The sequence below is a fragment of the Streptococcus sp. NLN76 genome, from assembly GCF_015686645.1.
Classification (GTDB): Bacteria; Bacillota; Bacilli; order Lactobacillales; family Streptococcaceae; genus Streptococcus.
In genome coordinates, this window is sequence record NZ_JADPMS010000001.1 from 38,374 (window position 1) to 62,567 (window position 24,194).

Annotated in this window: 26 protein-coding genes; 23 read left to right on the plus strand and 3 right to left on the minus strand. The window is 42.2% G+C overall.

From position 1 onward, the window contains the following. Positions 1-32 precede the first annotated feature (32 nt). The 8 genes from I1A59_RS00165 (at position 33) to pepV (ending at position 8,404) form a co-directional block, all read left to right on the plus strand. Positions 33-932 (plus strand): phosphate ABC transporter substrate-binding protein PstS family protein, encoded by a 900-nt coding sequence (locus I1A59_RS00165; RefSeq protein ID WP_196090809.1) that lies wholly within the window; start codon positions 33-35, stop codon positions 930-932. Next, a complete protein-coding gene (gene pstC / locus I1A59_RS00170) occupies positions 929-1,864 on the plus strand; it encodes a phosphate ABC transporter permease subunit PstC (RefSeq protein ID WP_196090810.1) in 936 nt (311 codons plus the stop codon). Before I1A59_RS00165 ends, pstC begins: the two co-directional genes overlap by 4 nt. Then, positions 1,854-2,741 (plus strand): phosphate ABC transporter permease PstA, encoded by an 888-nt coding sequence (gene pstA / locus I1A59_RS00175; protein ID WP_196090811.1) that lies wholly within the window; start codon positions 1,854-1,856, stop codon positions 2,739-2,741. The genes pstC and pstA overlap by 11 nt, the downstream gene beginning before the upstream one ends. 16 nt (positions 2,742-2,757) lie before the next feature. Next, positions 2,758-3,561 carry a phosphate ABC transporter ATP-binding protein PstB gene (pstB, locus tag I1A59_RS00180; RefSeq protein WP_196090812.1) on the plus strand — a complete coding sequence of 268 codons (804 nt, stop codon included), beginning with the start codon at positions 2,758-2,760 and terminating at the stop codon, positions 3,559-3,561. Between the two features lie 9 nt (positions 3,562-3,570). Next, positions 3,571-4,329, plus strand: a complete 759-nt coding sequence (gene pstB, locus I1A59_RS00185) for a phosphate ABC transporter ATP-binding protein PstB (RefSeq protein WP_196090813.1) — start codon at positions 3,571-3,573, stop codon at positions 4,327-4,329. An 8-nt stretch (positions 4,330-4,337) separates the two neighbouring features. Continuing rightward, positions 4,338-4,991, plus strand: a complete 654-nt coding sequence (gene phoU, locus I1A59_RS00190; protein WP_196090814.1) for a phosphate signaling complex protein PhoU — start codon at positions 4,338-4,340, stop codon at positions 4,989-4,991. A gap of 132 nt (positions 4,992-5,123) precedes the next feature. After that, on the plus strand, positions 5,124-6,920 hold the full coding sequence (gene uvrC, locus I1A59_RS00195) for an excinuclease ABC subunit UvrC (RefSeq protein ID WP_196090815.1): 1,797 nt from the start codon (positions 5,124-5,126) through the stop codon (positions 6,918-6,920). Positions 6,921-7,003: 83 nt separating this feature from the next. Further along, a complete protein-coding gene (gene pepV, locus I1A59_RS00200; RefSeq protein WP_196090816.1) occupies positions 7,004-8,404 on the plus strand; it encodes a dipeptidase PepV in 1,401 nt (466 codons plus the stop codon). A gap of 601 nt (positions 8,405-9,005) precedes the next feature. Here the strand turns inward: pepV and I1A59_RS00205 are convergent. Both I1A59_RS00205 and I1A59_RS00210 read right to left on the minus strand, forming a co-directional pair. After that, a complete protein-coding gene (locus tag I1A59_RS00205) occupies positions 9,006-9,287 on the minus strand; it encodes a helix-turn-helix transcriptional regulator (RefSeq protein WP_196090817.1) in 282 nt (93 codons plus the stop codon). A gap of 75 nt (positions 9,288-9,362) precedes the next feature. Continuing rightward, positions 9,363-9,995 carry an MBL fold metallo-hydrolase gene (locus I1A59_RS00210; protein WP_196090818.1) on the minus strand — a complete coding sequence of 211 codons (633 nt, stop codon included), beginning with the start codon at positions 9,993-9,995 and terminating at the stop codon, positions 9,363-9,365. Positions 9,996-10,143: 148 nt separating this feature from the next. Here I1A59_RS00210 and I1A59_RS00215 point away from each other — a divergent pair, with 148 nt between their 5' ends. From I1A59_RS00215 to rpsU, 11 genes are all read left to right on the plus strand, one after another. Then, on the plus strand, positions 10,144-10,476 hold the full coding sequence (locus I1A59_RS00215) for a zinc ribbon domain-containing protein YjdM (RefSeq protein ID WP_196090819.1): 333 nt from the start codon (positions 10,144-10,146) through the stop codon (positions 10,474-10,476). After that, the gene (locus tag I1A59_RS00220; RefSeq protein WP_196090820.1) at positions 10,476-11,111 is read left to right on the plus strand and encodes a Pr6Pr family membrane protein; all 636 of its coding nucleotides are present in this window, start codon (positions 10,476-10,478) and stop codon (positions 11,109-11,111) included. The genes I1A59_RS00215 and I1A59_RS00220 overlap by 1 nt, the downstream gene beginning before the upstream one ends. Positions 11,112-11,284: 173 nt before the next feature. Continuing rightward, complete coding sequence (gene pyrR, locus I1A59_RS00225; protein WP_196090821.1) at positions 11,285-11,806, plus strand: bifunctional pyr operon transcriptional regulator/uracil phosphoribosyltransferase PyrR; 522 nt, start codon at positions 11,285-11,287, stop codon at positions 11,804-11,806. 2 nt (positions 11,807-11,808) lie between these two features. Then, positions 11,809-12,612 (plus strand): SDR family NAD(P)-dependent oxidoreductase, encoded by an 804-nt coding sequence (locus I1A59_RS00230; RefSeq protein WP_196090822.1) that lies wholly within the window; start codon positions 11,809-11,811, stop codon positions 12,610-12,612. 35 nt (positions 12,613-12,647) lie between these two features. Beyond that, complete coding sequence (locus tag I1A59_RS00235) at positions 12,648-13,730, plus strand: carbamoyl phosphate synthase small subunit (RefSeq protein WP_196090823.1); 1,083 nt, start codon at positions 12,648-12,650, stop codon at positions 13,728-13,730. After that, positions 13,727-15,466, plus strand: a complete 1,740-nt coding sequence (locus tag I1A59_RS00240; RefSeq protein ID WP_196090824.1) for a hypothetical protein — start codon at positions 13,727-13,729, stop codon at positions 15,464-15,466. The genes I1A59_RS00235 and I1A59_RS00240 overlap by 4 nt, the downstream gene beginning before the upstream one ends. Before the next feature lie 113 nt (positions 15,467-15,579). After that, positions 15,580-15,852: a 30S ribosomal protein S16 gene (gene rpsP / locus I1A59_RS00245; protein WP_196090825.1), complete on the plus strand. Its 273-nt coding sequence runs from the start codon at positions 15,580-15,582 to the stop codon at positions 15,850-15,852. A gap of 13 nt (positions 15,853-15,865) precedes the next feature. Further along, positions 15,866-16,108, plus strand: coding sequence for a KH domain-containing protein (locus tag I1A59_RS00250; RefSeq protein ID WP_196090826.1), 243 nt, complete (start codon positions 15,866-15,868; stop codon positions 16,106-16,108). A gap of 88 nt (positions 16,109-16,196) precedes the next feature. Next, positions 16,197-16,715, plus strand: a complete 519-nt coding sequence (gene rimM / locus I1A59_RS00255; RefSeq protein ID WP_196090827.1) for a ribosome maturation factor RimM — start codon at positions 16,197-16,199, stop codon at positions 16,713-16,715. Continuing rightward, positions 16,705-17,445 carry a tRNA (guanosine(37)-N1)-methyltransferase TrmD gene (gene trmD / locus I1A59_RS00260; RefSeq protein WP_196090828.1) on the plus strand — a complete coding sequence of 247 codons (741 nt, stop codon included), beginning with the start codon at positions 16,705-16,707 and terminating at the stop codon, positions 17,443-17,445. Before rimM ends, trmD begins: the two co-directional genes overlap by 11 nt. A 69-nt stretch (positions 17,446-17,514) precedes the next feature. Further along, positions 17,515-17,691 carry a 30S ribosomal protein S21 gene (rpsU, locus tag I1A59_RS00265; RefSeq protein ID WP_000048054.1) on the plus strand — a complete coding sequence of 59 codons (177 nt, stop codon included), beginning with the start codon at positions 17,515-17,517 and terminating at the stop codon, positions 17,689-17,691. Between the two features lie 369 nt (positions 17,692-18,060). Here the strand turns inward: rpsU and mscL are convergent, their stop codons facing one another. Beyond that, complete coding sequence (gene mscL, locus I1A59_RS00270; RefSeq protein WP_196090829.1) at positions 18,061-18,435, minus strand: large conductance mechanosensitive channel protein MscL; 375 nt, start codon at positions 18,433-18,435, stop codon at positions 18,061-18,063. A gap of 163 nt (positions 18,436-18,598) precedes the next feature. Here mscL and dnaG point away from each other — a divergent pair, with 163 nt between their 5' ends. The 4 genes from dnaG to nrdD all read left to right on the plus strand — a co-directional run bounded on the left by dnaG (position 18,599) and on the right by nrdD (position 24,184). After that, positions 18,599-20,365 carry a DNA primase gene (dnaG, locus tag I1A59_RS00275; RefSeq protein WP_196090830.1) on the plus strand — a complete coding sequence of 589 codons (1,767 nt, stop codon included), beginning with the start codon at positions 18,599-18,601 and terminating at the stop codon, positions 20,363-20,365. A gap of 3 nt (positions 20,366-20,368) precedes the next feature. Then, complete coding sequence (gene rpoD / locus I1A59_RS00280; RefSeq protein WP_196090831.1) at positions 20,369-21,481, plus strand: RNA polymerase sigma factor RpoD; 1,113 nt, start codon at positions 20,369-20,371, stop codon at positions 21,479-21,481. A 9-nt stretch (positions 21,482-21,490) separates the two neighbouring features. After that, positions 21,491-21,820 (plus strand): metal-sulfur cluster assembly factor, encoded by a 330-nt coding sequence (locus I1A59_RS00285; protein ID WP_196090832.1) that lies wholly within the window; start codon positions 21,491-21,493, stop codon positions 21,818-21,820. 198 nt (positions 21,821-22,018) lie between these two features. Further along, positions 22,019-24,184, plus strand: a complete 2,166-nt coding sequence (gene nrdD / locus I1A59_RS00290) for an anaerobic ribonucleoside-triphosphate reductase (protein WP_196090833.1) — start codon at positions 22,019-22,021, stop codon at positions 24,182-24,184. Positions 24,185-24,194 lie beyond the last annotated feature (10 nt).

A 24,194-nucleotide genomic window follows, 5' to 3' on the forward strand; every position in this document is an offset into this window, starting at 1 on the left:
GCCACCCCCAAATTTAATTAAAGGAAAAAACTATGAGCTTTGGTAAAAAACTACTGAGCATCTCTATTTTAGGGGTGACAGCTCTGTCCCTATCAGCCTGTGCAGCATGGATTGATAAGGGCGAATCCATTACAGCTGTGGGCTCTACAGCCTTGCAACCCTTGGTTGAAGCTGCATCCGATGAATTTTCTGCCCAACATTTAGGAAAAACCATCAATGTTCAAGGTGGTGGGTCTGGTACAGGTCTTTCTCAGGTGCAATCTGGTGCTGTTCAAATTGGGAATAGCGACGTGTTTGCAGAAGAGAAGGACGGAATTGAGGCGGATAAGTTAACCGATCACCAAGTTGCGGTTGCGGGTTTGGCTGTCATTGCCAACAAGGAAGTCAGCCTTGACAATCTAACGCTGGATCAGTTACGAGACGTCTTTGCCGGTAAGATTAAAAACTGGAAAGAAGTTGGTGGTCCAGACTTGGAAGTGACGATTATCAACCGAGCGGTTGGTTCTGGTTCTCGTTCTACCTTTGATAAGGTGGTTATGGATGGGATCACTGCTAAGAAGAGTCAGGAACAAGATTCCAATGGGATGGTGAAATCCATTGTTTCCCAAACACCAGGAGCGATTTCGTATCTTGCCTTTTCTTATGTGGATGACTCCGTGAAACAATTAAAACTGGACGGAGCTGCAGCAACTGCGGAGAATGTTGCTACCAATAAGTGGCCAATCTGGTCCTATGAACACATGTATACCAAGAAAGACAAGGATGAATTGACTCAGGAATTTTTGGACTATATGGTGTCAGAAGAAGTTCAAGAAGGTATCGTCAAGAGCATGGGTTACATCCCAATTGATGATATGGAAGTCGAGAAAGATGCTGACGGTAATGTCACTGCCAAGTCGACTAGCCAAAATAGCAAGGGAGAAGAGAAGTGAAATCATCTGAATTAGAAAAGAAACTACTATCCCCTTCCAAGAATTCCAAGTTAGAAAAATTTGGGAAGACCATTACCTTTATGTGTCTATCTCTAATCGTCTTGGTAGTGGCTATGATTTTGATTTTTGTTGCTCAGAAAGGGTTGTCAACCTTCTTTGTGGATGGAATTAATCCCATTTCCTTCTTAACGGGGACTGAATGGCAGCCAAGTGTCAAGGATGCCAATGGTCAGCCTTACATGGGAGCTCTTCCAATGATTACGGGTTCCTTTATTGTAACGATTTTATCCGCTTTGCTTGCAACTCCGTTTGCAATCGGAGCAGCCATCTTTATGACGGAGATTTCTCCAAAGTACGGAGCTAAAATCCTTCAGCCAGCAATTGAATTGTTGGTCGGAATCCCATCTGTTGTGTATGGTTTCATTGGTTTGCAGGTGGTTGTACCATTTGTTCGAAGCATTGCTGGTGGTACAGGATTCGGGATTTTATCTGGGGTCTTTGTCCTATTCGTTATGATTCTGCCAACTGTGACCTTCATGACTGTCGATAGTTTGAAGGCTGTTCCACGCCACTATAAAGAGGCTAGCTTGGCGATGGGGGCGACTCGTTGGCAAACAATCTGGCGGGTGGTTTTGAATGCAGCTCGTCCAGGGATTTTTACAGCGGTTGTCTTTGGAATGGCGCGGGCCTTTGGTGAGGCTTTGGCGATTCAGATGGTTGTCGGAAACTCTGCTGTCATGCCCACCTCACTCACAACACCAGCTTCAACCTTGACTTCGGTCTTGACCATGGGAATCGGAAATACCATTATGGGTACAGTTCAAAATAATGTTCTTTGGTCCTTGGCTTTGGTGCTCCTCATGATGAGTTTGGCCTTTAACTCGGTCATCAAATTAATTACTAGGGAAGGAAAGAGAAACTATGAACGCTAAGAAAATGAATAAATTGGCGACAGCTATTCTCTATACCATTGCAGGAATAATCGTTGCCATTCTCACCTCCCTTCTTCTATTTATTTTAGTTCGGGGCTTACCACACGTTAACTGGCACTTCCTAACTGGTCGCTCGTCTTCTTATGAAGCGGGTGGTGGGATTGGGATCCAACTTTTTAACTCGTTTTTCTTGTTAGTCATTACTCTGCTCATTTCTCTTCCTCTATCTACGGGAGCAGGCATTTACTTGTCAGAGTATGCTAAGAAGGGACCTGTTACCAACTTTATTCGGACCTGTATTGAGATCCTTTCCTCCCTACCATCTGTGGTTGTCGGTCTCTTTGGTTATTTGATTTTTGTTATCCAATTCCAATACGGGTTTTCCATCATTTCTGGTGCTCTGGCCTTGACGGTTTTCAACTTGCCTATGATGACACGAAACGTAGAAGACAGTCTTCGGACGGTTCACCACACCCAACGGGAAGCAGGTTTGGCTCTTGGTTTATCCCGATGGGAAACGGTGGTTCACGTGGTTATTCCAGAAGCTCTTCCAGGTATTGTTACGGGTATTGTCTTGGCTTCAGGTCGTATCTTTGGTGAAGCGGCAGCTCTAATTTATACTGCCGGGCAATCAGCTCCAGCGCTTGATTGGTCAAATTGGAACATCCTAGATGTTACCAGCCCGATTTCCATTTTCCGTCAAGCAGAAACCTTGGCCGTTCACATCTGGAAGGTAAACAGCGAGGGAACTATTCCTGATGCCATGCAAGTTTCTGCTGGTAGTGCTGCCGTCCTTTTAATCTTTATCTTGATTTTCAACCTTGGTGCGCGTTACCTCGGTAAAAAACTTCATCAGAAGATGACATCCGCTTCCTAAGGAGGTTTAAGGAAAAATGACAACGTATAATTGGGATGAAAAACACATTATTCGCTTCCCAGAAGAAAAAGTTGCCCTAGAGACCAAGGACCTTCATGTCTATTATGGGCAAAATGAATCCATCAAGGGCATTGATATGCAGTTTGAGAAAAACAAAATCACGGCTCTCATTGGACCGTCTGGCTCAGGAAAATCAACCTACTTGCGAAGTTTGAATCGGATGAACGATACTATTGATATTGCTCGGGTGACTGGGGAAATTCTCTATGAGGGAGTCGACGTCAATCGACCAGATATCAATGTTTATGAAATGCGCAAGCATATCGGGATGGTTTTTCAACGGCCTAATCCATTTGCCAAATCAATTTATCGAAACATTACCTTTGCCCACGAGCGGGCAGGGGTAAAAGACAAGAGAGTCTTAGATGAAATTGTAGAGACTTCACTCAGACAAGCCGCTCTGTGGGATCAAGTGAAGGACGATCTTCATAAATCTGCCTTCACCTTGTCTGGTGGACAACAACAACGGCTTTGTATTGCTCGAGCTATCTCCGTTAAGCCGGATATTCTTTTGATGGATGAGCCAGCGTCTGCCTTGGATCCAATTGCGACCATGCAGCTGGAAGAGACGATGTTGGAGTTGAAGAAGAACTACACTATTATCATTGTCACTCACAATATGCAACAAGCTGCACGGGCTAGTGATTATACCGCCTTCTTCTATTTGGGCGATTTAATCGAGTACGATGAGACTGGGAAAATCTTCCAAAATGCCCAGCTACAATCTACAAGTGATTATGTATCAGGACGTTTTGGTTAGGAGGAAGTCATGACAGAACCTATTTTAAGTGTGAAAGACTTATCCGTTTACTATGGTAAAAAGAAAGCCCTCAACAGTGTTTCATTAGACTTTTACCCTAATGAAATTACTGCTCTCATTGGACCATCGGGATCTGGAAAATCGACTCTTTTACGGTCTATCAACCGGATGAATGACCTAAATCCTGAAGCCAGTTTGACAGGTTCTATCGTTTACGATGGACATGAGGTCTACAGTCCTCGGCGGGATACAGTAGAGTTGCGTAAGGAAATCGGAATGGTCTTCCAACAACCGAATCCCTTCCCGATGACCATTTATGAGAATGTCGTTTATGGTCTTCGGATTAAAGGGATTAAGGACAAAGAAGTCTTGGATGAAGCTGTGGAATCATCTCTGAAAGGGGCTTCTATCTGGGACGAGGTCAAAGATCGTTTGCACGATTCTGCGCTTGGTTTATCTGGTGGACAACAACAGCGGGTCTGTGTGGCTCGGGTCTTGGCAACCAGTCCAAAAATTATTTTGTTGGATGAACCTACATCTGCCCTGGATCCAATTTCTTCCGGAAAAATTGAAGAGACTCTCTTTGGTTTGAAGGATCAGTATACTTTGCTTTTGGTTACTCGGTCTATGCAACAGGCATCTCGGATTTCTGATCGAACTGCCTTCTTCCTTGATGGCAATTGTCTGGAATATAGTTCAACTAAAGACATGTTCCTCAACCCGCAACACAAGGAGACGGAAGATTACATTACAGGTAAATTTGGATAGGAGTTCATATGTTACGTACACAATTTGAAAATGAATTAGAAAAACTACACAATCAGTTTTATGCGATGGGAACCGAAGTTCTATCTCAGATTAACCGGACTGTGCGTGCCTTCGTCACTCACGACCGTGAATTGGCTCGTGCCGTCATTGAAGATGACGCAGACGTCAATAAGTATGAAATTAAGTTAGAAGAAAAATCACTGGAGATTATCGCTCTCCAACAACCTGTTTCACAAGATTTGCGGACAGTTATTACGATTCTAAAAGCATCCAGTGATATTGAGCGTATGGGAGATCACGCGGTATCCATCGCTCAAGCAACGATTCGTGTAAAAGGCGAAGTTCGGATTGAAGCTGTTGAGCAAGAAATCAACAAAATGGGGAAAAAAGTCAAGGAATTTGTAGAAGCGACTTTAGACCTTTATCTCAAAGGAGATGTTGACTCCGCTTATAAGGTTGCGGCGATGGATGAAGAAGTAAATGATTATTTCAAAAAAATCCAAGAATTGGCAACAGAAGAAATCAAACACAATCCAGAAGCCATTGTGGCAGGTCGGGATTATTTCCAAGTGATTAGCTACCTTGAACGAATTGGTGACTATGCTAAAAACGTTTGTGAGTGGGTTGTTTACTTGGAAACAGGTGAAATTGTTGAATTATAATCTTCACTGAAAATCAAAACGAACCTGATAAGGTAGTGTTTGACTTTTGAGGAGTATAAGACGAAAGCTAGGAAGGTGATGATTCCTAGCTTTTTCGTTTGCAAAAAGCAAGAGCAATGGTACAATTTTAGTATGAGTACAGAATTAATTGAGAATAAATTGGCGCTGCTACCGACAAGTCCTGGTTGTTACCTTCATAAGAATCAACAGGGAACCATTATCTATGTCGGTAAAGCCAAGAATTTACGAAATCGTGTTCGTTCTTATTTTCGAGGGAGTCATGACACGAAGACGGAGGCCCTCATTTCTGAAATTGCTGATTTTGAATTTATTGTTACGGAATCCAATATCGAAGCCCTCCTTCTTGAAATCAATCTGATCAAAGAAAATCGTCCTAAGTACAATATCATGCTCAAGGATGATAAGTCCTATCCGTTTATAAAAATTACAAATGACTATTATCCTCGCCTGATTACCACTCGGCAGGTTAAAAAAGATGGAGCCATGTATTTTGGGCCCTATCCAGATGTGGGAGCGGCTAATGAAATAAAGAAACTCCTGGATCGCATTTTTCCCTTTAAAAAATGTAGTAATCCAGCTGATAAGGTTTGCTTTTATTACCATCTCCACCAGTGTGATGCCCATACTGTAACAGGTTATGACCATCAGCATTTTATGGACATGGCCCAAGAAGTGTCAGACTTTTTAAAGGGGCAGGATGATAAAATTTTGAATGAGCTAAAAGACAAAATGGAGCTTGCGGCTCAAGATTTGGAATTTGAGCGGGCTGCTGAGTATCGAGATCTCTTACAAGCGATTGCTACCTTGCGGACTAAACAACGGGTGATGGCCAAAGATTTGCAAAATAGGGATGTCTTTGGTTATGCTGTTCACCAAGGCTGGATGTGTGTACAAGTCTTTTTTGTTCGCCAAGGCAAGCTTATTGAAAGGGATGTCAGCCTTTTTCCTTATTACAATGATGCTGAAGAGGATTTCTTGACGTATTTAGGACAGTTTTATCAGGAGGCGAATCATCTGATTCCGAATGAAATCCTGCTGCCCATCGATGTGGATTTGGAATCTGCTCAAGCCTTGGTCGACACCAAAATTCGCCAACCTCAAAGGGGAGAAAAGAAACAGCTGGTCAGTCTCGCAAGCAAAAATGCGCGAGTCTCGCTCCAGCAAAAATTTGATCTACTGGAAAAGAATTTTGAGAAAACCCAAGGGGCTGTCGAAAATCTGGGGCGCGAATTGGGGATTTCAACCCCTTACCGCATTGAAGCCTTTGATAACTCCAATATTATGGGGACAAGTCCGGTCTCTGCCATGGTGGTTTTTGTCAATGGAGTGGCCAGTAAAAAGGATTACCGTAAATACAAGATTAAAACGGTTAAGGGCCCGGACGATTATGCTAGTATGCGAGAAGTGCTCAGGAGACGGTATAGTCGGGTGATTCGTGAAAACCTTCCACAACCGGATTTGATCATCATGGATGGAGGGCAAGGTCAGGTATCGGTGGCAAAAGAAGTGGTCCACGGTGAGTTGGGGCTCTCTATCCCGATTGCGGGATTAAAGAAAAATGACCGCCATCAAACTCATGAACTACTTTTTGGGGACCCGCTAGAAATTGTGGAGCTTGGACGGCAGTCACAAGAATTTTTCCTCTTACACCGCATTCAGGATGAGGTTCATCGTTTTGCCATCACCTTTCATCGCCAAGTTCGGAGTAAAAATTCTTTCTCATCTAGACTGGATGGTATAGAAGGTCTGGGGCCAAAACGGAAGCAAGCTCTTTTGAAACATTTTAAAAGTATTCCCAAAATTCAGGCAGCTAGTCTGGAGGAAATTCAGTCTCTTGGAATCCCTCAAGCCGTTGCCCAACGCGTTAAGGAGAGATTAGCGGATAAGGAAGAGGGAAAAGAAGGCTAAACTTTCAAAAGTCCATCATTCATCCTGGAAGGATCCCCATAGTTTTGAAAGAAGTGGTAGAATAGAAAGCAAAGGAGAAGTATATGGTTACAGTAGATTTTCAAAAAGAAGTTGAATTGCGTAAAGAAGATTTACTCAAGGACTTGGTTAGTCTCTTGGAAATTAACTCTGAGCGCAGAGATGATCTAGCGGATGCGGAGCATCCATTTGGACCAGGTCCAGTGGCAGCACTTAAGCATTTCCTTGCTTTAGCAGAACGAGATGGTTATCCAACCTTAAACGTTGATAACTATGCTGGTCATTTTGAGTATGGTGAAGGTGAAGAAGTTCTTGGGATTTTTGCCCATATGGACGTTGTTCCAGCTGGAAGTGGTTGGGAAACGGATCCTTATAAACCCGTTGTCAAAGATGGTCGTCTTTATGCACGTGGATCTAGTGATGATAAGGGACCTACCATGGCTTGTTATTATGGTTTGAAAATTATTAAGGAACTTGGGCTTCCAACTTCTAAAAAAGTGCGTTTTGTAGTTGGGACAGATGAGGAATCTGGATGGGCAGACATGGACTATTATTTTGAACATGTCGGACTTCCAGAACCAGACTTTGGATTTTCTCCGGATGCTGAATTCCCCATTATTAATGGTGAAAAAGGAAATATCACAGCCTATCTCCATTATGATGGCCAACAGGAAGAAGGGCTCCAACTGCTTTCCTTTACTGGGGGACTCCGTGAGAACATGGTGCCAGAAGCTGCCAAGGCGGTGATTAAAGCTGCACCGGAGTCTATGGTTCAAGAATTCAACAATTATTTACACGAAGTCGGCTTGAAGGGGCAAACTCGGGAGCTTGAGGCCGGCCTAGAATTGGAACTAATTGGAAAATCTGCTCACGGTGCCTCACCACATCTGGGGATTAATGGAGCTACCTATTTGGCAGCCTTCTTGTCCGACTATCCATTCACAGGAGCTGCTCAAGCTTATTTGGATTTAGCTGGCCGTATTTTGAAAGATGATCATGATGCGCGTGCTCTTGGATTGGACTTCGTGGATGATCGTATGGGAGCTCTTTCCATGAATGCGGGTGTTTTCCGGTTTGAAAAAGATTCAGACCAGAGTCAAATTGCTCTAAACTTCCGTTACCCACAAGGGATGACACCAGAAAGGATCCAAGAAAAATTGGCAGAGGTATCTGGTGTAGAGGTGACGCTTTCCCAGCATGGTCACACACCTCACTATGTGCCTGCTGAAGATCCACTCGTTCAGACCCTGCTTGCAGTTTATGAAAAACACACTGGTCTGAAAGGACATGAAAAAGTAATTGGTGGTGGAACCTTTGGACGTCTCTTGAAACGCGGTGTAGCCTATGGAGCTATGTTCCCTGGCTATATCGACACCATGCACCAAGCCAATGAATTTATTGAAGTGGAAGATCTCTTCCGTGCCGCAGCCATTTATGCTGAGGCTATCTATGAATTGATTCGTTAATTTTTTAGGAGATATAGTCTTTTAGTTAATACTTAACCAACTTCAAAATCGGAATACTCGAAAAATTTCAAAGAGATAACTCGAAAAGCCGATGATGGTAGAACTAAAGTTCACCGAAGAGGCTTGACAACGTCAGAATTTGAAATTTATACTCGAAACAGTTCGAAATCTGAAACGAATTTTAATCCAGAAATTGGATTAAAATTTATAGGTAATGAAGCAAGCATCGCTTGCCATCAATCCGATGAAGACAGTACTTAGGGTTCGGCGAAGAAGATTATAGTTTTTTAGATTATAAACTGTATGTGACATACTATTTTTATGGCATACGGAATTGATTTTAGAAAACGTGTCCTTGAATATGTTAAAGAGGGACATACACGTAAAGAGACAGCAGCTTTATTTAATATAGTCTTTTAGTTTGCTTTTAGTACAAGGCAGCGAGTCGCAGACAGTACTGAAGTACGGCAAGACGAGCTAACACAGTAACAAAAGATAAACTAAAAGAGTGTAACACATTCAGATTTTGAAATGTAATGAGTATGAATGAGTATAGGTATAAAAGAGTATACAATAACAGCCAGCCCAAACGGACTGGCTGTTATTGCTGTTTATAGAGATGGTAGGCGAATTCGTCTACCTTTTTTTTGTTTTTCTTGGAGAGTTTAAGGTAGATGTTAAAAATATCTTTGGGATCAATCAGATAGGTATCTTCAACTGATAAAATCTTTGACAACTGTAAAACTTGTTGGTAGGTTGGGATTTGTGCTCCCGATTCCCATTGGGCATACAAAGAACGAGGAATTGCCAGGATTTGATAGATATCTTCTTGGCGAAGGTTCAATTCTAAGCGACGTTTTTTTAATTTTTTACTATCAAACATTGACCGGCTCCTTCATATGTAATTGCCCTTACTATATCAAAATTTAAAAGTAAAAACAATGAAAACTAGGATAATTTAGAAAAAAGGATTGTAGTTTTTTTCGTGACCGATGGTAGTATTATCCCCATGACCTGGAAAGACCTGGTAGTGGTCGGGAAGTGAAAAGAGTCGCTCCCGAATGGAGCTCAGCAGGATCTGCTGATTCCCAGTAGGGAGATCCCAACGTCCCACGGTCTCCTTAAAGAGACAGTCTCCAGTCAAAACAGCATTTTCCGCTTCCCATACCAGGGAAACTCCACCAACTGAATGTCCAGGAGTTGCTAGGATTTTAAAAGAAAAGTCTTCCAAGTTGAGTAGCTGTCCGGTTTCGAAGTAGCATTCAGCCGGTCGGCAAACAATATCTGGAAGGTCTTGGTGACGGGCTAAACCGGACAAATTTTTGATAGGGTCCATTAACCAGTCAGCTTCGAGAGGGGAAACATAAACTGGCGGTCGGTCATAAGCCTCCCGAATTGTCTCTAATGAAAAAATGTGATCATAATGAGTGTGGGTGAGAAAGATGGCGATGAGAGATTTGTCGATGGCCTTTAATTTGGCGTGAATGGTTTCCAAGTCATTTCCAGGGTCTACCAAAATAAGCGCAGTTTCCGATTCTAGATAATAGGTATTTTCTCCAGCAAGTGGATTAAAGGATTGATGAATTGGCATAGGAACTCCTTTCACTATAAGTATATCATGCTTAGTAAAATTCTAACTGAAGAAAGAATAGAAAACCGAACAACTTAGAAAATTTTGACCAATTTAGTGTCTACTGCTATAATGTTTTAAGTAGAAAAATGAAAGATGGAGGAAGAGAATGAACACTCTACCAAATTGTCCAAAATGTAACTCCGAATATGTCTACGAAGATGGCATTCTGTTGGTCTGTCCTGAATGTGCTTACGAATGGGATCCAAACGCTGAAGTAGAGGAAGGAATTGTTGCTCTTGATGCTAACGGAGTGAAGTTGGCTGATGGTGATACCGTAACGCTAATCAAAGACTTAAAAGTTAAAGGGGCTCCGAAAGATTTAAAACAAGGAACCAAGGTTAAGAATATTCGCTTGGTTGAGGGCGACCACAATATTGACTGTAAAATTGATGGTTTTGGCGCTATGAAGTTGAAATCTGAGTTTGTGAAAAAAGTTTAATGGCTGCTCGAACAAAATTCATCCTTGGTTATCGATTGCTCTTATTAATTCTTTCATCAATTGGAATTAGTCTGGAACTCTTTGAAGATGGCTGGGGCATGTTGCTTTACTATACAGTTCTGTCCAATATCCTAGTTTGGGTCTTTCTGTATTATACACTTTGGACCTGGCGTAATAGTCGGACACAAGAATTTTACCGGGTTAAAGCTGGTGTGACCATGGCTATTTTAATCACTTTTGTGGTTTACCATGTACTTTTATCACCATCGGTTGACCCAGAGGATTTCTATACTCTTAAAAATCTCTTGGTTCACTATCTGGTTCCCCTAGCATTTGTTGTGGATACCTTGGTTTGGGATCGAGGTCGCCAATATCGCTTGGTGGATCCTTGGATTTGGACCTCGTTTCCAATTTTCTATCTAGCTTTTGCCTTACTGAATGGTTTGATCTTGAAATGGCCGATTCCTGGCGCTGATCATAGTCCGTTTGCTTATTTCTTTTTGGATGTTACGGAGTATGGCTGGACCTATGTGCTTCAGTATGCAGCGATTATTTTTGTAGCCTACCTCCTCGTAGGTTATCTCTTATTTGCTGTTAAAAATAAAATTTGGCAAAAATCCGGCAAGATTGGCTAACTTCTTGCAAAAAGGATTAAAAGATGCTACTCTAGTTTAAGAAAAATTTCCTTTAATTCTGTCCTGTGAGGCAGGCAAGGAGAGTCGAATGGAAGAAACTGGGTGCAGTTTATTTTGTAGAACCTCCTTGAATAAGGAGGTTTTTAGTTTTAGAAAAAAAGGAGAATGGAGATATGCGGGTCAAGGAAGTGGTCGATGATGTGACGCTAAAACGTGCGATCACACGAATCATCTATGAAATTATGGAACGCAATAAGGATTTAGACCAAGTTGCCTTGGTAGGCATCAAACGCAGGGGCGTTTATTTGGCTAAGCGGATTCAAGAACGCTTGGAACAGTTGGAAGGGATTCAAATTCCTCTAGGTGAACTGGATACCAATCCTTTTCGAGATGATCAAAAGGGAGGAGAAGACACCTCTCATATTCCATTTGATGTTGATAAACGGAATATTATTTTAGTGGATGATGTTCTGTACACAGGGCGAACCATTCGAGCGGCTATCGATGCCCTCATTAGTCGTGGTCGGCCAAACAAAGTCTCATTAGCTGTTTTAGTGGACCGCGGACATCGTGAACTTCCGATTCGACCGGACTATGTTGGCAAAAATATTCCAACCAGTTCCAAAGAAAAGATTTCTGTTCAATTAACAGAGCTAGATGGACAAGACTGTGTCTTGTTGAGCGAAGGTGAGTAAGAGTGTCCCAGCTTTCAAAAACAGTTGTCTTGATTACAGGTGCTTCGAGTGGAATTGGGGAGGCTACTGCTAGAAAATTAGCCCAGCAATCCAATTTTTCCTTGGTCCTAGTAGCAAGGAACCAGCAAAAATTAGAAACGCTTGCTGAAGAATTAAGAACTCACAGTTCTGTGGATGTTATGGTTTATCCTTTAGATTTGACCAAACTGGAATTGATCCCAGCAATGGTTGAAGCGGTATTGAATCGATTGGGGCGCTTGGATGTGGTTTTACAGGTTGCGGGCGCAGGAGATTTCAAACCAGCTATAGACATAAATCTGGAAGAAGTAGTGAATCAGTTTCAACTGAATACCCTATCAGGGATTATCTTGTCCAAAGCTGCTGGTCAACAGATGGTAAAGCAGGGCAATGGTAAGCTTCTCATTGTGGCCTCCATGTCCGGTAAATTACCAACTCCTCAGTCCTCAGTCTATGCTGCTAGTAAGAGTGCAATAAATACCTATGCTGCAGCCTTGGGGATGGAGTTAGAGTCTTCTGGAGTCGCAGTAACGGTTGTGAATCCCGGACCTGTTCGGACACCCTTTTTTGATCATAGTTCAACGATGCAGGACTACATTCAACATGTAGATCGCTTTGCAATGGATGTCAATCAGGTGGCTCAGAAGTTAGCGAATTTGGTTTTAAAAACTGGTTCCATGCCAAGAGAGGTAAATATGCCGTTTACCATGCGATTGGCATATTGGGGACATCGCTTTTTTCCAAACTTAGCTCGCTGGTTGACCATGCGTTTTGCTAATTTTAAATAAAAACTACGAATGAATTAAATGGGAGGAGGTAAGTGATGACAAAAAGATTGTTGATTTTAGAAAATGGTCAAGTCTTTGAAGGGCGACCTTTAGGGGCTGAACAGGATGTCACCGGCAGGATTGTTCTGTCTAATCATACAAGTGGCCATCAGGAAATTATTTCGAATCAAACCTATAGTGGTCAGCTTTTAGCTTTCACTTATCCACGAGTGGGTAATTCAGGCTTTTATCGGGAGTTAGATGAATCCCTCCAACCTTCCTGCCGGGCTGTGATTGTATCGGATTATCGACACAAGAGCTCATTTTGGAAACAAAAACAAGATTTAGATGCCTACCTTAAAGGAAAGGGCATTACCGGAATTCAAGGAATTGACACTCGGGCTTTGGCTCGCATCTTACAAAAGGAAGGTCCTTTAAAAGCTACCATCGCAGATGAAGGTGATAGCCTGCACCATCTGTTGGACCAGTTGGTTGCGACTGTTCTCCCCAAAGATGATGCTAGACAAGCTTCAACTCGGGCCCCCTTTCCCGTACCAGGAGTAGGGAAAAACATCATTCTCTTGGATTTTGGGGTTAAACATGCCCTACTTCGGGAGTTTTCCAAACGTGATAGTAACATCATTGTCCTACCATTTGATACCCCATTGGATAGAATTCACAACTACCAACCAGATGCGATTGTTCTTTCCAGTGGACCAGGTGACCCCCGTTATTTGGCTACGAATGAATTATTGGCTACATTGAGAACCCTTCAGGACCAATATCCGATTCTAGCTGTAGGTTTAGGTCACCTGCTCCTCTCATTAGCCAACCAAGCAGAGCTTGAAGAATTGGCTCATGGAATTACGGGCAGGCATGCTCTGTATGAATCTCTTACAAATCAAGTGTTGATTGCGGACTACCATCATCAGTATCCTATTAAAAGAGAGAATTTTCCCGAGCAGCTCTTCGCGACACATGTAACCTTAGATCAAAAATATGTGATCGGATATCGCCATCGTCGAAGACCAGTCTTATCGGTTCAGTTTTCACCAGAAGGTTCTCCGGGTCCTCATGATTTTATCTATTTGCTGGATGAATTCTTCACACTACTGGATCAAGGAGGTCGTTCAGAATGAAACTTGTTTTGACACCTAGTGAATTAAATCAGAATCAGGAGCGGACCCTCAATCGTCTCCTACAAAAAAATAAAAACTGGATTCACCATGCTTTTAGGGATTTAGAATCCCTTTTGGCTACATTGGTGGAAAATCCTGAGTACACTATTTTCCCGCTGTTTTTGGATCGTGAACTTATCGATCTCCTAATTGAAGTTCAAAAACAAGAAGCTTGGATGCAAATGAGATCAAGATGGCATAGTTATCCTGCTGCTTCCTTAGAATATCTTTTGCATGCAGAGCTCTTCCAGTCTCAATTGAAACAATTAGGACTGAATATGACCAATAGTCAATTGGTTTATGGCTGGGAAGATATACAGGATCGGATGCAGGAATTGACTTTTCCCGTCTTGCTTCGGGATTCCTTACAAATGCATGGCCAGGAACCGATAACGGTTGGAAATATAGAAGAGCTTCAAACTGCTTACGAATATTTCCAGGATTTGGTATTACCCCTCCCCTATTATCTGGAGAGTCCAATGAAAGGTTTGAGAGAAGTCGAGTTAGTACTGGTTCGTGATTCTTATGATTCCAGCTTTATCTTGGGGACCGCGGAGCATATTGAACCTGTTGGTCTGCACAGGGAAGATGCGACCATTGTATTTCCAGCTCAAACCTTGTCAGATTCAGATATTCAGTTTTTACGGAATTATTCGATTCGTTTGGCCCGAGGCTTGCGTTTACAAGGGCTGATCTCTTTACGCTTTGCTTGGAATCCACAGAAGCAGCAGGCTTTTCTTCTACAAGTTGGACTGGGATTAAATGATAGTGCTTTGATGATGAGCCAAATTTTACGCTTACCCATGGCAGAATTGATGCTGCACATTTTGGAAGGGAATCCTGTTCAAAGTATGCCAGGTTGGAAGGCTGGAGAACCGGTCATGGACTATTTGGTGGCTCGGTTCCCCTTGGATTTTAGCCAAGACCATTTAGCTGATGGAGCACTCCGACGACAATCAACTGGACAGTTTTATGCCTATGCTCGAAATTTGGAAGCCAGCTTGCTCAAAGGATTGGCTGTTTTAGAAGCACGGATGGATTTTCCACTGGAGCGATTGAGTGAAGAGGATTTAATTGATCATTTGGTTCGACAGCAGTCAGACCGCTTGCTGTATCTTCTTGAGGGGCTTAGACGTGGCCTTTCGGTTTCCTATATCCAAGGCTTGACGCATATAGATCCTCTTTTTTTAGAGGCCTTACAATCTGTCGTTGAGTTGGAAAAAGAACTGGTTCAAAAGTCAAGAGATTTAGAATTGCTTCGACAAGCAAAGGCAGCAGGTCTATCGGATCTCCGCATTGCTAAATTATGGAATGAATCAGAAGAGGCTATTTGGCAGTTGCGGGTTTCAGAGGGCATTCTTCCTACCTATAAGGAAATTGAAGGTTGGATTGGGTTTGCTGTAGCCTATTATTCGAGCTATGAAATGGAGAACGAAGCCCAACAAAATGTGCATCCAAGCACAGTCTTCCTGTATTCCGATCAGAACCCTTGGTTGGGACAGGAATTATGGAAGGAATCCATCTTAGTCGGTAGCAATAGTCCTTTGGAAGCGGGAATGAAACAGTATCTAGAACCACTGATTCCTGAGCTCATTGACCAGGTTCTATTACTGGAGGATCCAGACAAACTCTATGGAAGTCCTGAAATTCGCAGCCTGAATCTACGTAATTTCTACACCCGTACAGGATTCGATTAAAAAATTAAAAGCTGTCAAGAAAAAAACTTGACAGCTTTTTGAGAAGGTGTTAGAATAGCTATTGTTGAGTTTCCTTAACACAAAGAAAAAGTTTAGAAAAGAGAATTTATAAAATGGCAGTTAAAATTCGTTTGACTCGTATGGGTTCTAAAAAGAAACCTTTTTACCGTATCAATGTTGCAGATTCACGTGCTCCACGTGATGGACGGTTCATCGAAACAGTTGGAACTTACAACCCACTTGTTGAAGAAAACCAAGTGACTCTTAAAGAAGAGCGCGTTTTGGCATGGTTGGCTGATGGAGCACAACCATCTGATACAGTGCGTAACATTCTTTCAAAAGCTGGAATCATGAAGAAATTCCACGAGTCAAAACTCTCTAAATAATAAAGGTTAGCTTATGGACACGATTGAAAATCTCATTATTGCGATTGTGAAGCCACTGATTTCACATCCAGACCACTTAACCATTCGTATCGAGGATACGCCTGAATTTCTGGAGTACCATTTGGATTTACATCCGTCGGATGTTGGTCGGGTAATCGGTCGGAAAGGGCGGACGATTTCAGCGATAAGGACGATTGTTTATTCGGTCCCAATCGATTCAAAAAAAGTTCGGATTGTGATTGATGAACAAGAGTGATCTTGTTACTTGGAGTCGTTCGAACTTTTGAAGAAGCTAAGACTACTGGGGCCCTGGTCCCAGTTTTTTATTTTAATTGGAGAGTTAGATGGAGTATTTAAACGTAGGTACCATTGTCAATACCCAAGGTTTACAAGGGGAGATGCGGGTGCTATCTGTTACGGATTTTGCAGAAGAGCGGTTTAAAAAGGGAAGCCAATTGGCCTTGTTTGATCCTCAGGATCAGTTCGTTCAAATGGTAGAGATTCACAGTCACCGTAAGGCTAAGCAGTTTGATATTATCAAATTTAAAGGCATGTATCATATTAATGATATTGAAAAGTACAAGACTTATCAGTTGAAAATTGCGATAGAAGTCCTGAGTGATTTGGAAGAAGGTGCCTTCTACTACCATGAAATTATTGGTCTCCCTGTCTATGAAGGAAATCAACTGCTTGGAACCATCAAGGAAATCCTTCAGCCGGGTGCCAATGATGTTTGGGTCGTAAAAAGAAAAGGGAAGAATGATTTGCTATTACCTTACATTCCACCAGTAGTCCTAGAAGTGGATTTAGAAGCTGGAAAAATAGTCGTTGAAGTTCCGGAAGGATTGGACGATGAGAATTGATATTTTAACCCTTTTTCCAGAAATGTTTTCGCCTTTGGAGCACTCTATAGTCGGTAAGGCACGAGAAAAAGGCTTGCTAGACATGAATTATCATAATTTCCGGGAAGCGGCAGAAAAAGCTCGTCATGTAGATGACGAACCTTATGGGGGAGGACAAGGAATGTTACTCCGAGCCCAACCAATTTATGATGCCATTGAAGGTATCCAAGGTCGTGAACAAGCACGAGTCATCCTTTTAGATCCTGCAGGTCGTTCTTTTGATCAAGTTTATGCGGAAGAGTTATCCAAAGAAAAACAACTGATTTTTATTTGTGGTCACTATGAAGGTTATGATGAGCGGATTAAACCGTTAGTGACAGATGAAATCTCTTTGGGGGATTATGTCTTAACAGGGGGAGAACTAGCGGCCATGACGATTATTGACGCGACAGTTCGTCTGGTTCCACAAGTTATTGGGAAGGAATGTAGTCATACAGATGATAGTTTTTCTTCAGGTCTTTTGGAATATCCCCAGTACACACGTCCTTACGATTTCCGAGGGATGACAGTTCCAGACGTTTTAATGAGTGGTCACCATGAGCGTATACGGCAATGGCGTCTTTTTCAAAGTTTGAAAAAAACAAAAGAAAGGCGGCCGGATTTACTTCAAGACTATACGCTAACCAAAGAGGAGGAGCGATTTTTACAGTTAATTGAAGAAAATCGTGATATTGATGAATTCTTTAAGTAAAAAAGCTTGACAGCAGTAGCAGACTCCTGTATAATATAATAGATTTTAACTTGAAGGGAGTGAGATGGAATGTCAAAAACAGTGGTACGTAAGAATGAATCATTAGATGATGCACTTCGTCGATTCAAGCGTGCGGTTACTAAAGCTGGTACTCTTCAAGAAACACGTAAACGTGAATTCTATGAAAAACCTTCTGTAAAACGTAAACGTAAATCAGAAGCAGCTCGTAAACGTAAGAAATTCTAATAGTGAAAGCAGTCCAGTCGGATTGCTTTTTTCTACTATTTTAGATATCCTTGAAGGAAGACCTATTCGTTCAAAAGAGATTATTCAACATAGTTGGATGTCTAAAGGACGTTTACACCAAAATTATTACTCGAAACAGCTCGAAATCTGAAAAGGCAATCCGATGAGGACAGAACTGAGGGTTCGGCGAACAGGATTAACATAGTCAGATTTTGAAATGTAATGAGTATAAAATACATTTCAAAACCTACTTTGCATGCTGATAAATTCCCTGGATTCACTGAAATCAAACATGGAGATTTAGATTTTGTGCTTTATAAAATCTGAGTAGAAAAAGGCTGAGACGTCTGTCTCAGCCCTCTATGATGATTATTTTTTCTCAAGTAGCGCTTTGATATCTTGAAGCAATTCAACTTCTGTTGGACCAGCAACTTCAGCTTCCTCTTCTTTAGCTCCGATAGATTGAGCTTTCTCAACAGCTTTAACAACGAAGAAGAGAACAGTACCGATAATTAAGAAGTTAATGATAGCACTTAGGAAGCTACCATATGCAACGCCGTTCCAAGTAAGTTCAGCGATTTTCTCAACTTGAGCAGCTTTCAAAGCAGGGTTCAAGAAGATTGGTGTCAAGACATCTTCTACCAAAGAAGTAATGATCTGTCCGAAAGCAGCCCCGATAATCACAGCCACAGCAAGGTCAACAATATTTCCACGTAGGAGGAAATCTTTCAATTCTTTTAACATAAGAATCTCCATTCTTTTATTTGATACGAATACATTATAGCTAAGTAAGATTAAAAAGACAATGGATTTGCTTGATTTTTTTTAGGGGAAACTAGAAACGGCTTGTTTTACAAAAGTGGTTATTTAGGATAAAATGAAGGAATAATAACCGGAAGGAGGGGACATGGTTTCAACGCAAGATATTCAAGATTTAAAGAGTCGTGTGAACATTGTGGATGTCATCGGAGACTACCTTCCTTTGACCAAGGCTGGTCGTAATTATCTAGGACTTTGTCCTTTTCATGGAGAAAAAACACCTTCCTTTAACGTGAACCAGGAAAAACAATTTTACCATTGTTTTGGTTGCGGCAAGTCAGGAGATGTCTATCGGTTTATTGAAGAGATTGATGGAATTCCCTTTATGGAGGCAGTGGCCAAAGTAGCTCAGTTTAATGGCGAAACCATGGACATTGCTCCCTCTAGACAGGTTCCAGCTAAGAAACCTTCAGTTGAAGGAGACTTGATAGCCTTACACCAAGAAGCTGCGACTTTTTATCAAGCCATTTTACTGACATCTACGATGGGGAAAGAAGCTCTAGCTTATTTGGAATCGCGGGGATTAAGCCGCAAGGATATTGAATATTTTGGAATTGGATTAGCGCCTGCTAGAGGAGGGTTTCTTTATGACCGGGTGGTTCAAAAGTTTGATTTTCCGGAAGACCGCTACTTAGATTCTGGTCTCTTTCATATTGAGCAGAACCGCTTAGTTGATTCCTTCCATGACCGAATTATGTTTCCCTTGACCAATATTAAGGGACAAGTTATTGGTTTTTCAGGCCGCATTTTTGGAAACCAATCTGATCAACAGGCAAAGTACAAAAATAGCAGACGGACCAAGATTTTTAATAAGAGTTTTGAATTCTACCACTTGGATCAGGCTCTCCCTCATATTAAAAAAAGCAAAGAAGTTTACCTGATGGAAGGCTTTATGGATGTCATCGCTGCCTACCGTTCCGGTGTTCGAAATGTCATCGCAACCATGGGGACAGCCCTGACATCTGAACATGTCCAACGCTTACGGGCCTATAATCCTTCTGTGATTCTGGCCTACGATGGAGATAATGCTGGACAGGCAGCTATTGAGAAAGCAATTCAGGAATTAAAAGGCTTTCCAGTTGAAGTTGTACGCTTTTCTCAAGGTATGGATCCAGATGAATTTCTCCAAGCCCATTCTTCAGAAGAGTTACGAACCTGTCTTGAGGAAACGCGTATGGATGCCCTTGAGTTTCTGATGGACTATTACCGTCCGTCCAATCTTCAGGGAGTTCAGGCTCAATTGGCCTATGTAGAGCGATTGGTTCCTTATATTGCAGCTTTAACCTCGGATTTATTGAGGGAAGTTTATATCAGGAAACTGACCCAAGAGGCTTCTGCTTTTGACCAAGTGCAGGTGGAGCAGATGGTTGCCCAGGCTCGTGTGCAAGTAGCAGCCGGATCCGCAAATCAGGTTCGTATCGCTCCTGTAGAGGTGCAGGTCCGTCTCCCTCAGAGCAGGTTGGCCCAAACCGAGAGGCAACTGCTTCATCGCTTAATCCACCATAGCTCCTTGTTAAATGAATTTCGCTTTTTAGAAAATTTTCACTTTGTTGAAAAGAATCATGAACAGCTCTATCAGCTATTGTTAGAGAAAGGGCAACTAACCAGCCAAGATTTGGGGGAAGCAACAGAAGAGATGAATCGCCTGTGGTACCAAATTCTAGAAATGAATTTACCTCCTCAAATTGGGGATGAGGAAATTGAACAATTAATGCAAACCCAAGAATGGGAAAAGCATAAACAAAAAAATAAAGAAATTGCCAAAAATATTCAAGCATCTGTGCAAATAGGTCAACATGACCAAGCTGCGATGGATTTAAATGAACTGATTGCCCAAAAAAGAAAAATGGAGTAAGGAATGGCTAAAAAACAAAAAGAAGTAACAACATTAGATGTTCAAATTGCAGAGTTTATTCGGAATCATAAGCTTTCCGGAACCGCAACCGATGAGGAAATTAATAGCTCCCTAATTATTCCGTTTAGTTTAGATGCAGACGGGATTGATAATCTTTTACAACGTATTCAGGATGCGGGTATCGCCGTAACTGACAAAGATGGAAATCCAAGTCAACGCGTATTGGCAGCTGAGGAAGAGGAGAAGGATTTGTCAGATGAGGAATTGCTGGGAAGTAATTCTGCCAAAGTCAATGATCCTGTCCGTATGTATTTGAAAGAAATTGGGGTAGTACCTCTTCTGACCAATGAAGAAGAACAAGAACTGGCTATCTTAGTTGAGCAAGGAGACCTAGAAGCTAAACAACGCTTGGCTGAAGCCAATCTACGTCTGGTTGTCTCTATTGCCAAACGCTATGTCGGTCGTGGCATGCAGTTCCTGGATCTGATTCAGGAAGGAAATATGGGCTTGATGAAGGCCGTTGATAAGTTTGACCATACCAAAGGTTTCAAATTCTCAACGTATGCGACTTGGTGGATCCGTCAAGCTATCACACGGGCGATTGCTGACCAAGCACGGACCATTCGTATCCCAGTCCACATGGTTGAAACCATCAACAAATTGGTTCGGGAGCAACGGACCTTGCTTCAAGAATTGGGACAGGACCCAACTCCAGAACAAATTGCTGAACGGATGGATATGACCCCTGATAAGGTCCGTGAAATCTTGAAAATTGCTCAAGAACCTGTATCTCTTGAAACCCCAATTGGTGAAGAAGATGATAGTCACTTGGGAGATTTCATTGAGGATGAGGTCATTGAGAACCCAGTTGATTATACAACTCGAGTTGTTCTTCGTGAACAATTGGATGAAGTCTTAGACACACTGACTGACCGCGAAGAAAACGTGCTTCGCCTTCGTTTCGGTTTAGATGATGGAAAAATGCGGACGCTCGAAGATGTTGGAAAAGTTTTCAATGTGACGCGTGAACGGATTCGTCAGATTGAAGCAAAAGCCTTGCGTAAACTTCGTCAACCTAGTCGTTCGAAGCCTTTACGTGATTTCATTGAGGATTAGGGAGTAACTATGTCTTATACAGAAGTAGAAGTAGAAGCAATTAAAACCAAGATCCTCCATGCCTTGGAAGACGTCATGGATCCGGAATTAGGAATTGATATTGTTAATCTTGGTTTGGTTTATGAAATCCGTTTTGATGGGGAATCTGGCCATACAGAAATTGATATGACCCTCACGACCATGGGCTGCCCCTTAGCTGACTTGTTAACTTCACAAATTTATGATGCCCTCAAACCAGTGGAGGAAGTTAAGAAGGTGGATGTTAAACTTGTTTGGTATCCAGCCTGGACCGTCGAAAAAATGAGTCGCTACGCGCGAATTGCTTTGGGAATTAAATAAAAAAATAAGAAAGTCGGAGTTTTCCGGCTTTTTTTGTCGCTAGATGTTGGGGGGTGTGATGCTAGCTTGTAATTGGAACCTTGCTTTCTATGACTCAAAACACAATATATAGTACGTTGTTCATATATTTCACTAGATATTGATTTTTGTTTTATGGAGTGATACACTAGTTCCAGTCATAAAAAGGAGGACCTTTAGATGAAGAATCGTGGAGACAAATTGCAAAACTTAATGGTGAAAAAACGTGATGGTCGATCGGTTCCTTTTGACTTTCAAAAGTTAACTCTAAGCCTCGAACGGAGTAATCATGACTTAGAGGACGCTCTATCACAGAAGGGTTTAACGAAAGTCCAGCAAGCTTTGGAAGAGCAGATTTCACAGTTGAAGTTGGATTTTATTTCTGTAGGAGAGCTACGACAATTGGTAGTAGAATTGCTCTTAAGGGAAAAACAAGAAGAACTTGTTGCTTTTTACCAAGCTTATGCTGAGAAAAAAGAGCAGGGGCGTTTAGCAGCCCTTGATATCAATCAGGCGATTCAGAAACTCTTAGTAAAAGATAGTCGTTTGGTGAATGAGAATGCCAACAAAGATGCGGATGTTTTTAATACTCAACGGGATTTGACTGCGGGGATTGTCGGAAAAGCAATTGGACTCAAGCTCTTACCCTCACATGTGGCAAATGCCCACCAAAAAGGGGACATCCACTTTCATGACTTGGATTATAACCCTTATACACCTATGACCAATTGTTGTTTAATTGATTTTGAAGGAATGTTGGCACAAGGGTTTAAAATCGGAAATGCAGAAGTTGAGAGTCCGAAATCGATTCAAACGGCGACGGCACAAATTTCCCAAATCATTGCCAATGTTTCTTCTAGTCAATATGGTGGCTGTTCTGCTGATCGGATAGATCAAATTCTGGCCCCCTATGCGGAACTGAATTATCAGAAGCATCTGAAAGAAGCCGAGAAATGGGTCAAAGAAGGAAAGGCAGAGGCTTATGCCCTGAAAAAAACGAAAAAGGACATTTACGATGCCATGCAGTCCCTGGAATATGAGATCAATACCCTCTTTACTTCTAATGGCCAGACTCCTTTTACCTCGCTTGGATTTGGCTTGGGGACATCTTGGTTTGAGCGAGAAATTCAAAAAGCTATTTTGCACATTCGCATACAAGGTTTGGGACGTGAGGGCCGCACCGCTATTTTTCCGAAGTTAATTTTTACCTTAAAGAGAGGCTTGAATCTTGAGCCAGGAAGCCCCAACTATGATATCAAAGGGTTGGCTCTTGAATGTGCTACAAAGCGTATGTATCCCGACATCCTCTCCTACGATAAGATTGTGGACCTAACCGGTTCCTTCAAAGTTCCTATGGGATGTCGGTCCTTTCTCCAAGGTTGGAAAGATGAACAGGGGAGAGAAGTGAATGCTGGACGGATGAACTTGGGAGTTGTGACTGTTAATTTTCCGAGAATTGCTTTAGAGACCCGAGGAGACAAGGAGGCCTTCTGGAAGCTCTTCGATGAGCGAATGGAACTTGCTAAAGATGCCCTCATTTATCGAATAGAGAGGGTTAAAGAGGCGAAGCCGGCAAATGCTCCCATCCTTTATCAATATGGTGCTTTCGGTCAACGCTTAAGACCAGAAGACTCGGTAGATCAGGTCTTTCGAAATCGTCGTGCTACTGTCTCTCTTGGCTATATTGGCCTCTACGAAGTAGCTAGTGTCTTTTATGGTGGGAACTGGGAGGGGAATGAGGAAGCCAAATCGTTCACACTGGACATTATTCGAAAGATGAAGTCATTGACCGAAACCTGGTCAGACGAGTACGGTTATCATTTTTCAGTTTATTCAACCCCATCTGAAAGCTTAACCGATCGCTTTTGCCGTTTGGATACTGAAAAATTCGGTCTCATTGAGAATGTGACCGATAAAGAATACTACACCAATAGTTTCCATTACGATGTGCGAAAGAACCCAACTCCCTTTGAAAAATTAGAGTTTGAAAAAGATTATCCAGCAGCTGGGGCGACAGGCGGTTTCATTCATTATTGTGAATATCCCGTTCTTCAACAAAATCCTAAAGCACTAGAAGCTGTTTGGGATTACGCCTATGATCGTGTTGGGTATTTGGGAACCAATACCCCCATTGACCGGTGTTATGCCTGTGGTTTTGCTGGGGATTTTGAGCCAACTGAGAAGGGCTTCCGTTGTCCCGCCTGTGGGATGACCGATCCAAAAATGGTAGACGTTGTGAAGCGAACCTGCGGATATTTAGGGAATCCCCAGGCTAGACCAATGGTCAGAGGACGACACAAGGAAATAGCGGCCCGGGTGAAGCATATGAACAGCTCCAGTCTGTAAGAGGGGGGAA

Excerpts from the sequence above, each read along its gene's own strand:
- I1A59_RS00235 (WP_196090823.1), top strand. The coding sequence starts at position 12,648 with ATGACAAAAAGATTGTTGATTTTAGAAAATGGTCAAGTCTTTGAAGGG.
- pstB (WP_196090812.1), top strand. The coding sequence starts at position 2,758 with ATGACAACGTATAATTGGGATGAAAAACACATTATTCGCTTCCCAGAA.
- rpsP (WP_196090825.1), top strand. The coding sequence starts at position 15,580 with ATGGCAGTTAAAATTCGTTTGACTCGTATGGGTTCTAAAAAGAAACCT.
- nrdD (WP_196090833.1), top strand. The coding sequence starts at position 22,019 with ATGAAGAATCGTGGAGACAAATTGCAAAACTTAATGGTGAAAAAACGT.
- I1A59_RS00165 (WP_196090809.1), top strand. The coding sequence starts at position 33 with ATGAGCTTTGGTAAAAAACTACTGAGCATCTCTATTTTAGGGGTGACA.
- I1A59_RS00210 (WP_196090818.1), bottom strand. The coding sequence starts at position 9,995 with ATGCCAATTCATCAATCCTTTAATCCACTTGCTGGAGAAAATACCTAT.
- rpoD (WP_196090831.1), top strand. The coding sequence starts at position 20,369 with ATGGCTAAAAAACAAAAAGAAGTAACAACATTAGATGTTCAAATTGCA.
- trmD (WP_196090828.1), top strand. The coding sequence starts at position 16,705 with ATGAGAATTGATATTTTAACCCTTTTTCCAGAAATGTTTTCGCCTTTG.
- phoU (WP_196090814.1), top strand. The coding sequence starts at position 4,338 with ATGTTACGTACACAATTTGAAAATGAATTAGAAAAACTACACAATCAG.
- pyrR (WP_196090821.1), top strand. The coding sequence starts at position 11,285 with ATGCGGGTCAAGGAAGTGGTCGATGATGTGACGCTAAAACGTGCGATC.
- rpsU (WP_000048054.1), top strand. The coding sequence starts at position 17,515 with ATGTCAAAAACAGTGGTACGTAAGAATGAATCATTAGATGATGCACTT.
- I1A59_RS00205 (WP_196090817.1), bottom strand. The coding sequence starts at position 9,287 with ATGTTTGATAGTAAAAAATTAAAAAAACGTCGCTTAGAATTGAACCTT.
- I1A59_RS00220 (WP_196090820.1), top strand. The coding sequence starts at position 10,476 with ATGGCTGCTCGAACAAAATTCATCCTTGGTTATCGATTGCTCTTATTA.
- rimM (WP_196090827.1), top strand. The coding sequence starts at position 16,197 with ATGGAGTATTTAAACGTAGGTACCATTGTCAATACCCAAGGTTTACAA.
- I1A59_RS00285 (WP_196090832.1), top strand. The coding sequence starts at position 21,491 with ATGTCTTATACAGAAGTAGAAGTAGAAGCAATTAAAACCAAGATCCTC.
- pstB (WP_196090813.1), top strand. The coding sequence starts at position 3,571 with ATGACAGAACCTATTTTAAGTGTGAAAGACTTATCCGTTTACTATGGT.
- pstA (WP_196090811.1), top strand. The coding sequence starts at position 1,854 with ATGAACGCTAAGAAAATGAATAAATTGGCGACAGCTATTCTCTATACC.
- I1A59_RS00240 (WP_196090824.1), top strand. The coding sequence starts at position 13,727 with ATGAAACTTGTTTTGACACCTAGTGAATTAAATCAGAATCAGGAGCGG.
- mscL (WP_196090829.1), bottom strand. The coding sequence starts at position 18,435 with ATGTTAAAAGAATTGAAAGATTTCCTCCTACGTGGAAATATTGTTGAC.
- uvrC (WP_196090815.1), top strand. The coding sequence starts at position 5,124 with ATGAGTACAGAATTAATTGAGAATAAATTGGCGCTGCTACCGACAAGT.
- I1A59_RS00215 (WP_196090819.1), top strand. The coding sequence starts at position 10,144 with ATGAACACTCTACCAAATTGTCCAAAATGTAACTCCGAATATGTCTAC.
- pepV (WP_196090816.1), top strand. The coding sequence starts at position 7,004 with ATGGTTACAGTAGATTTTCAAAAAGAAGTTGAATTGCGTAAAGAAGAT.
- dnaG (WP_196090830.1), top strand. The coding sequence starts at position 18,599 with ATGGTTTCAACGCAAGATATTCAAGATTTAAAGAGTCGTGTGAACATT.
- I1A59_RS00250 (WP_196090826.1), top strand. The coding sequence starts at position 15,866 with ATGGACACGATTGAAAATCTCATTATTGCGATTGTGAAGCCACTGATT.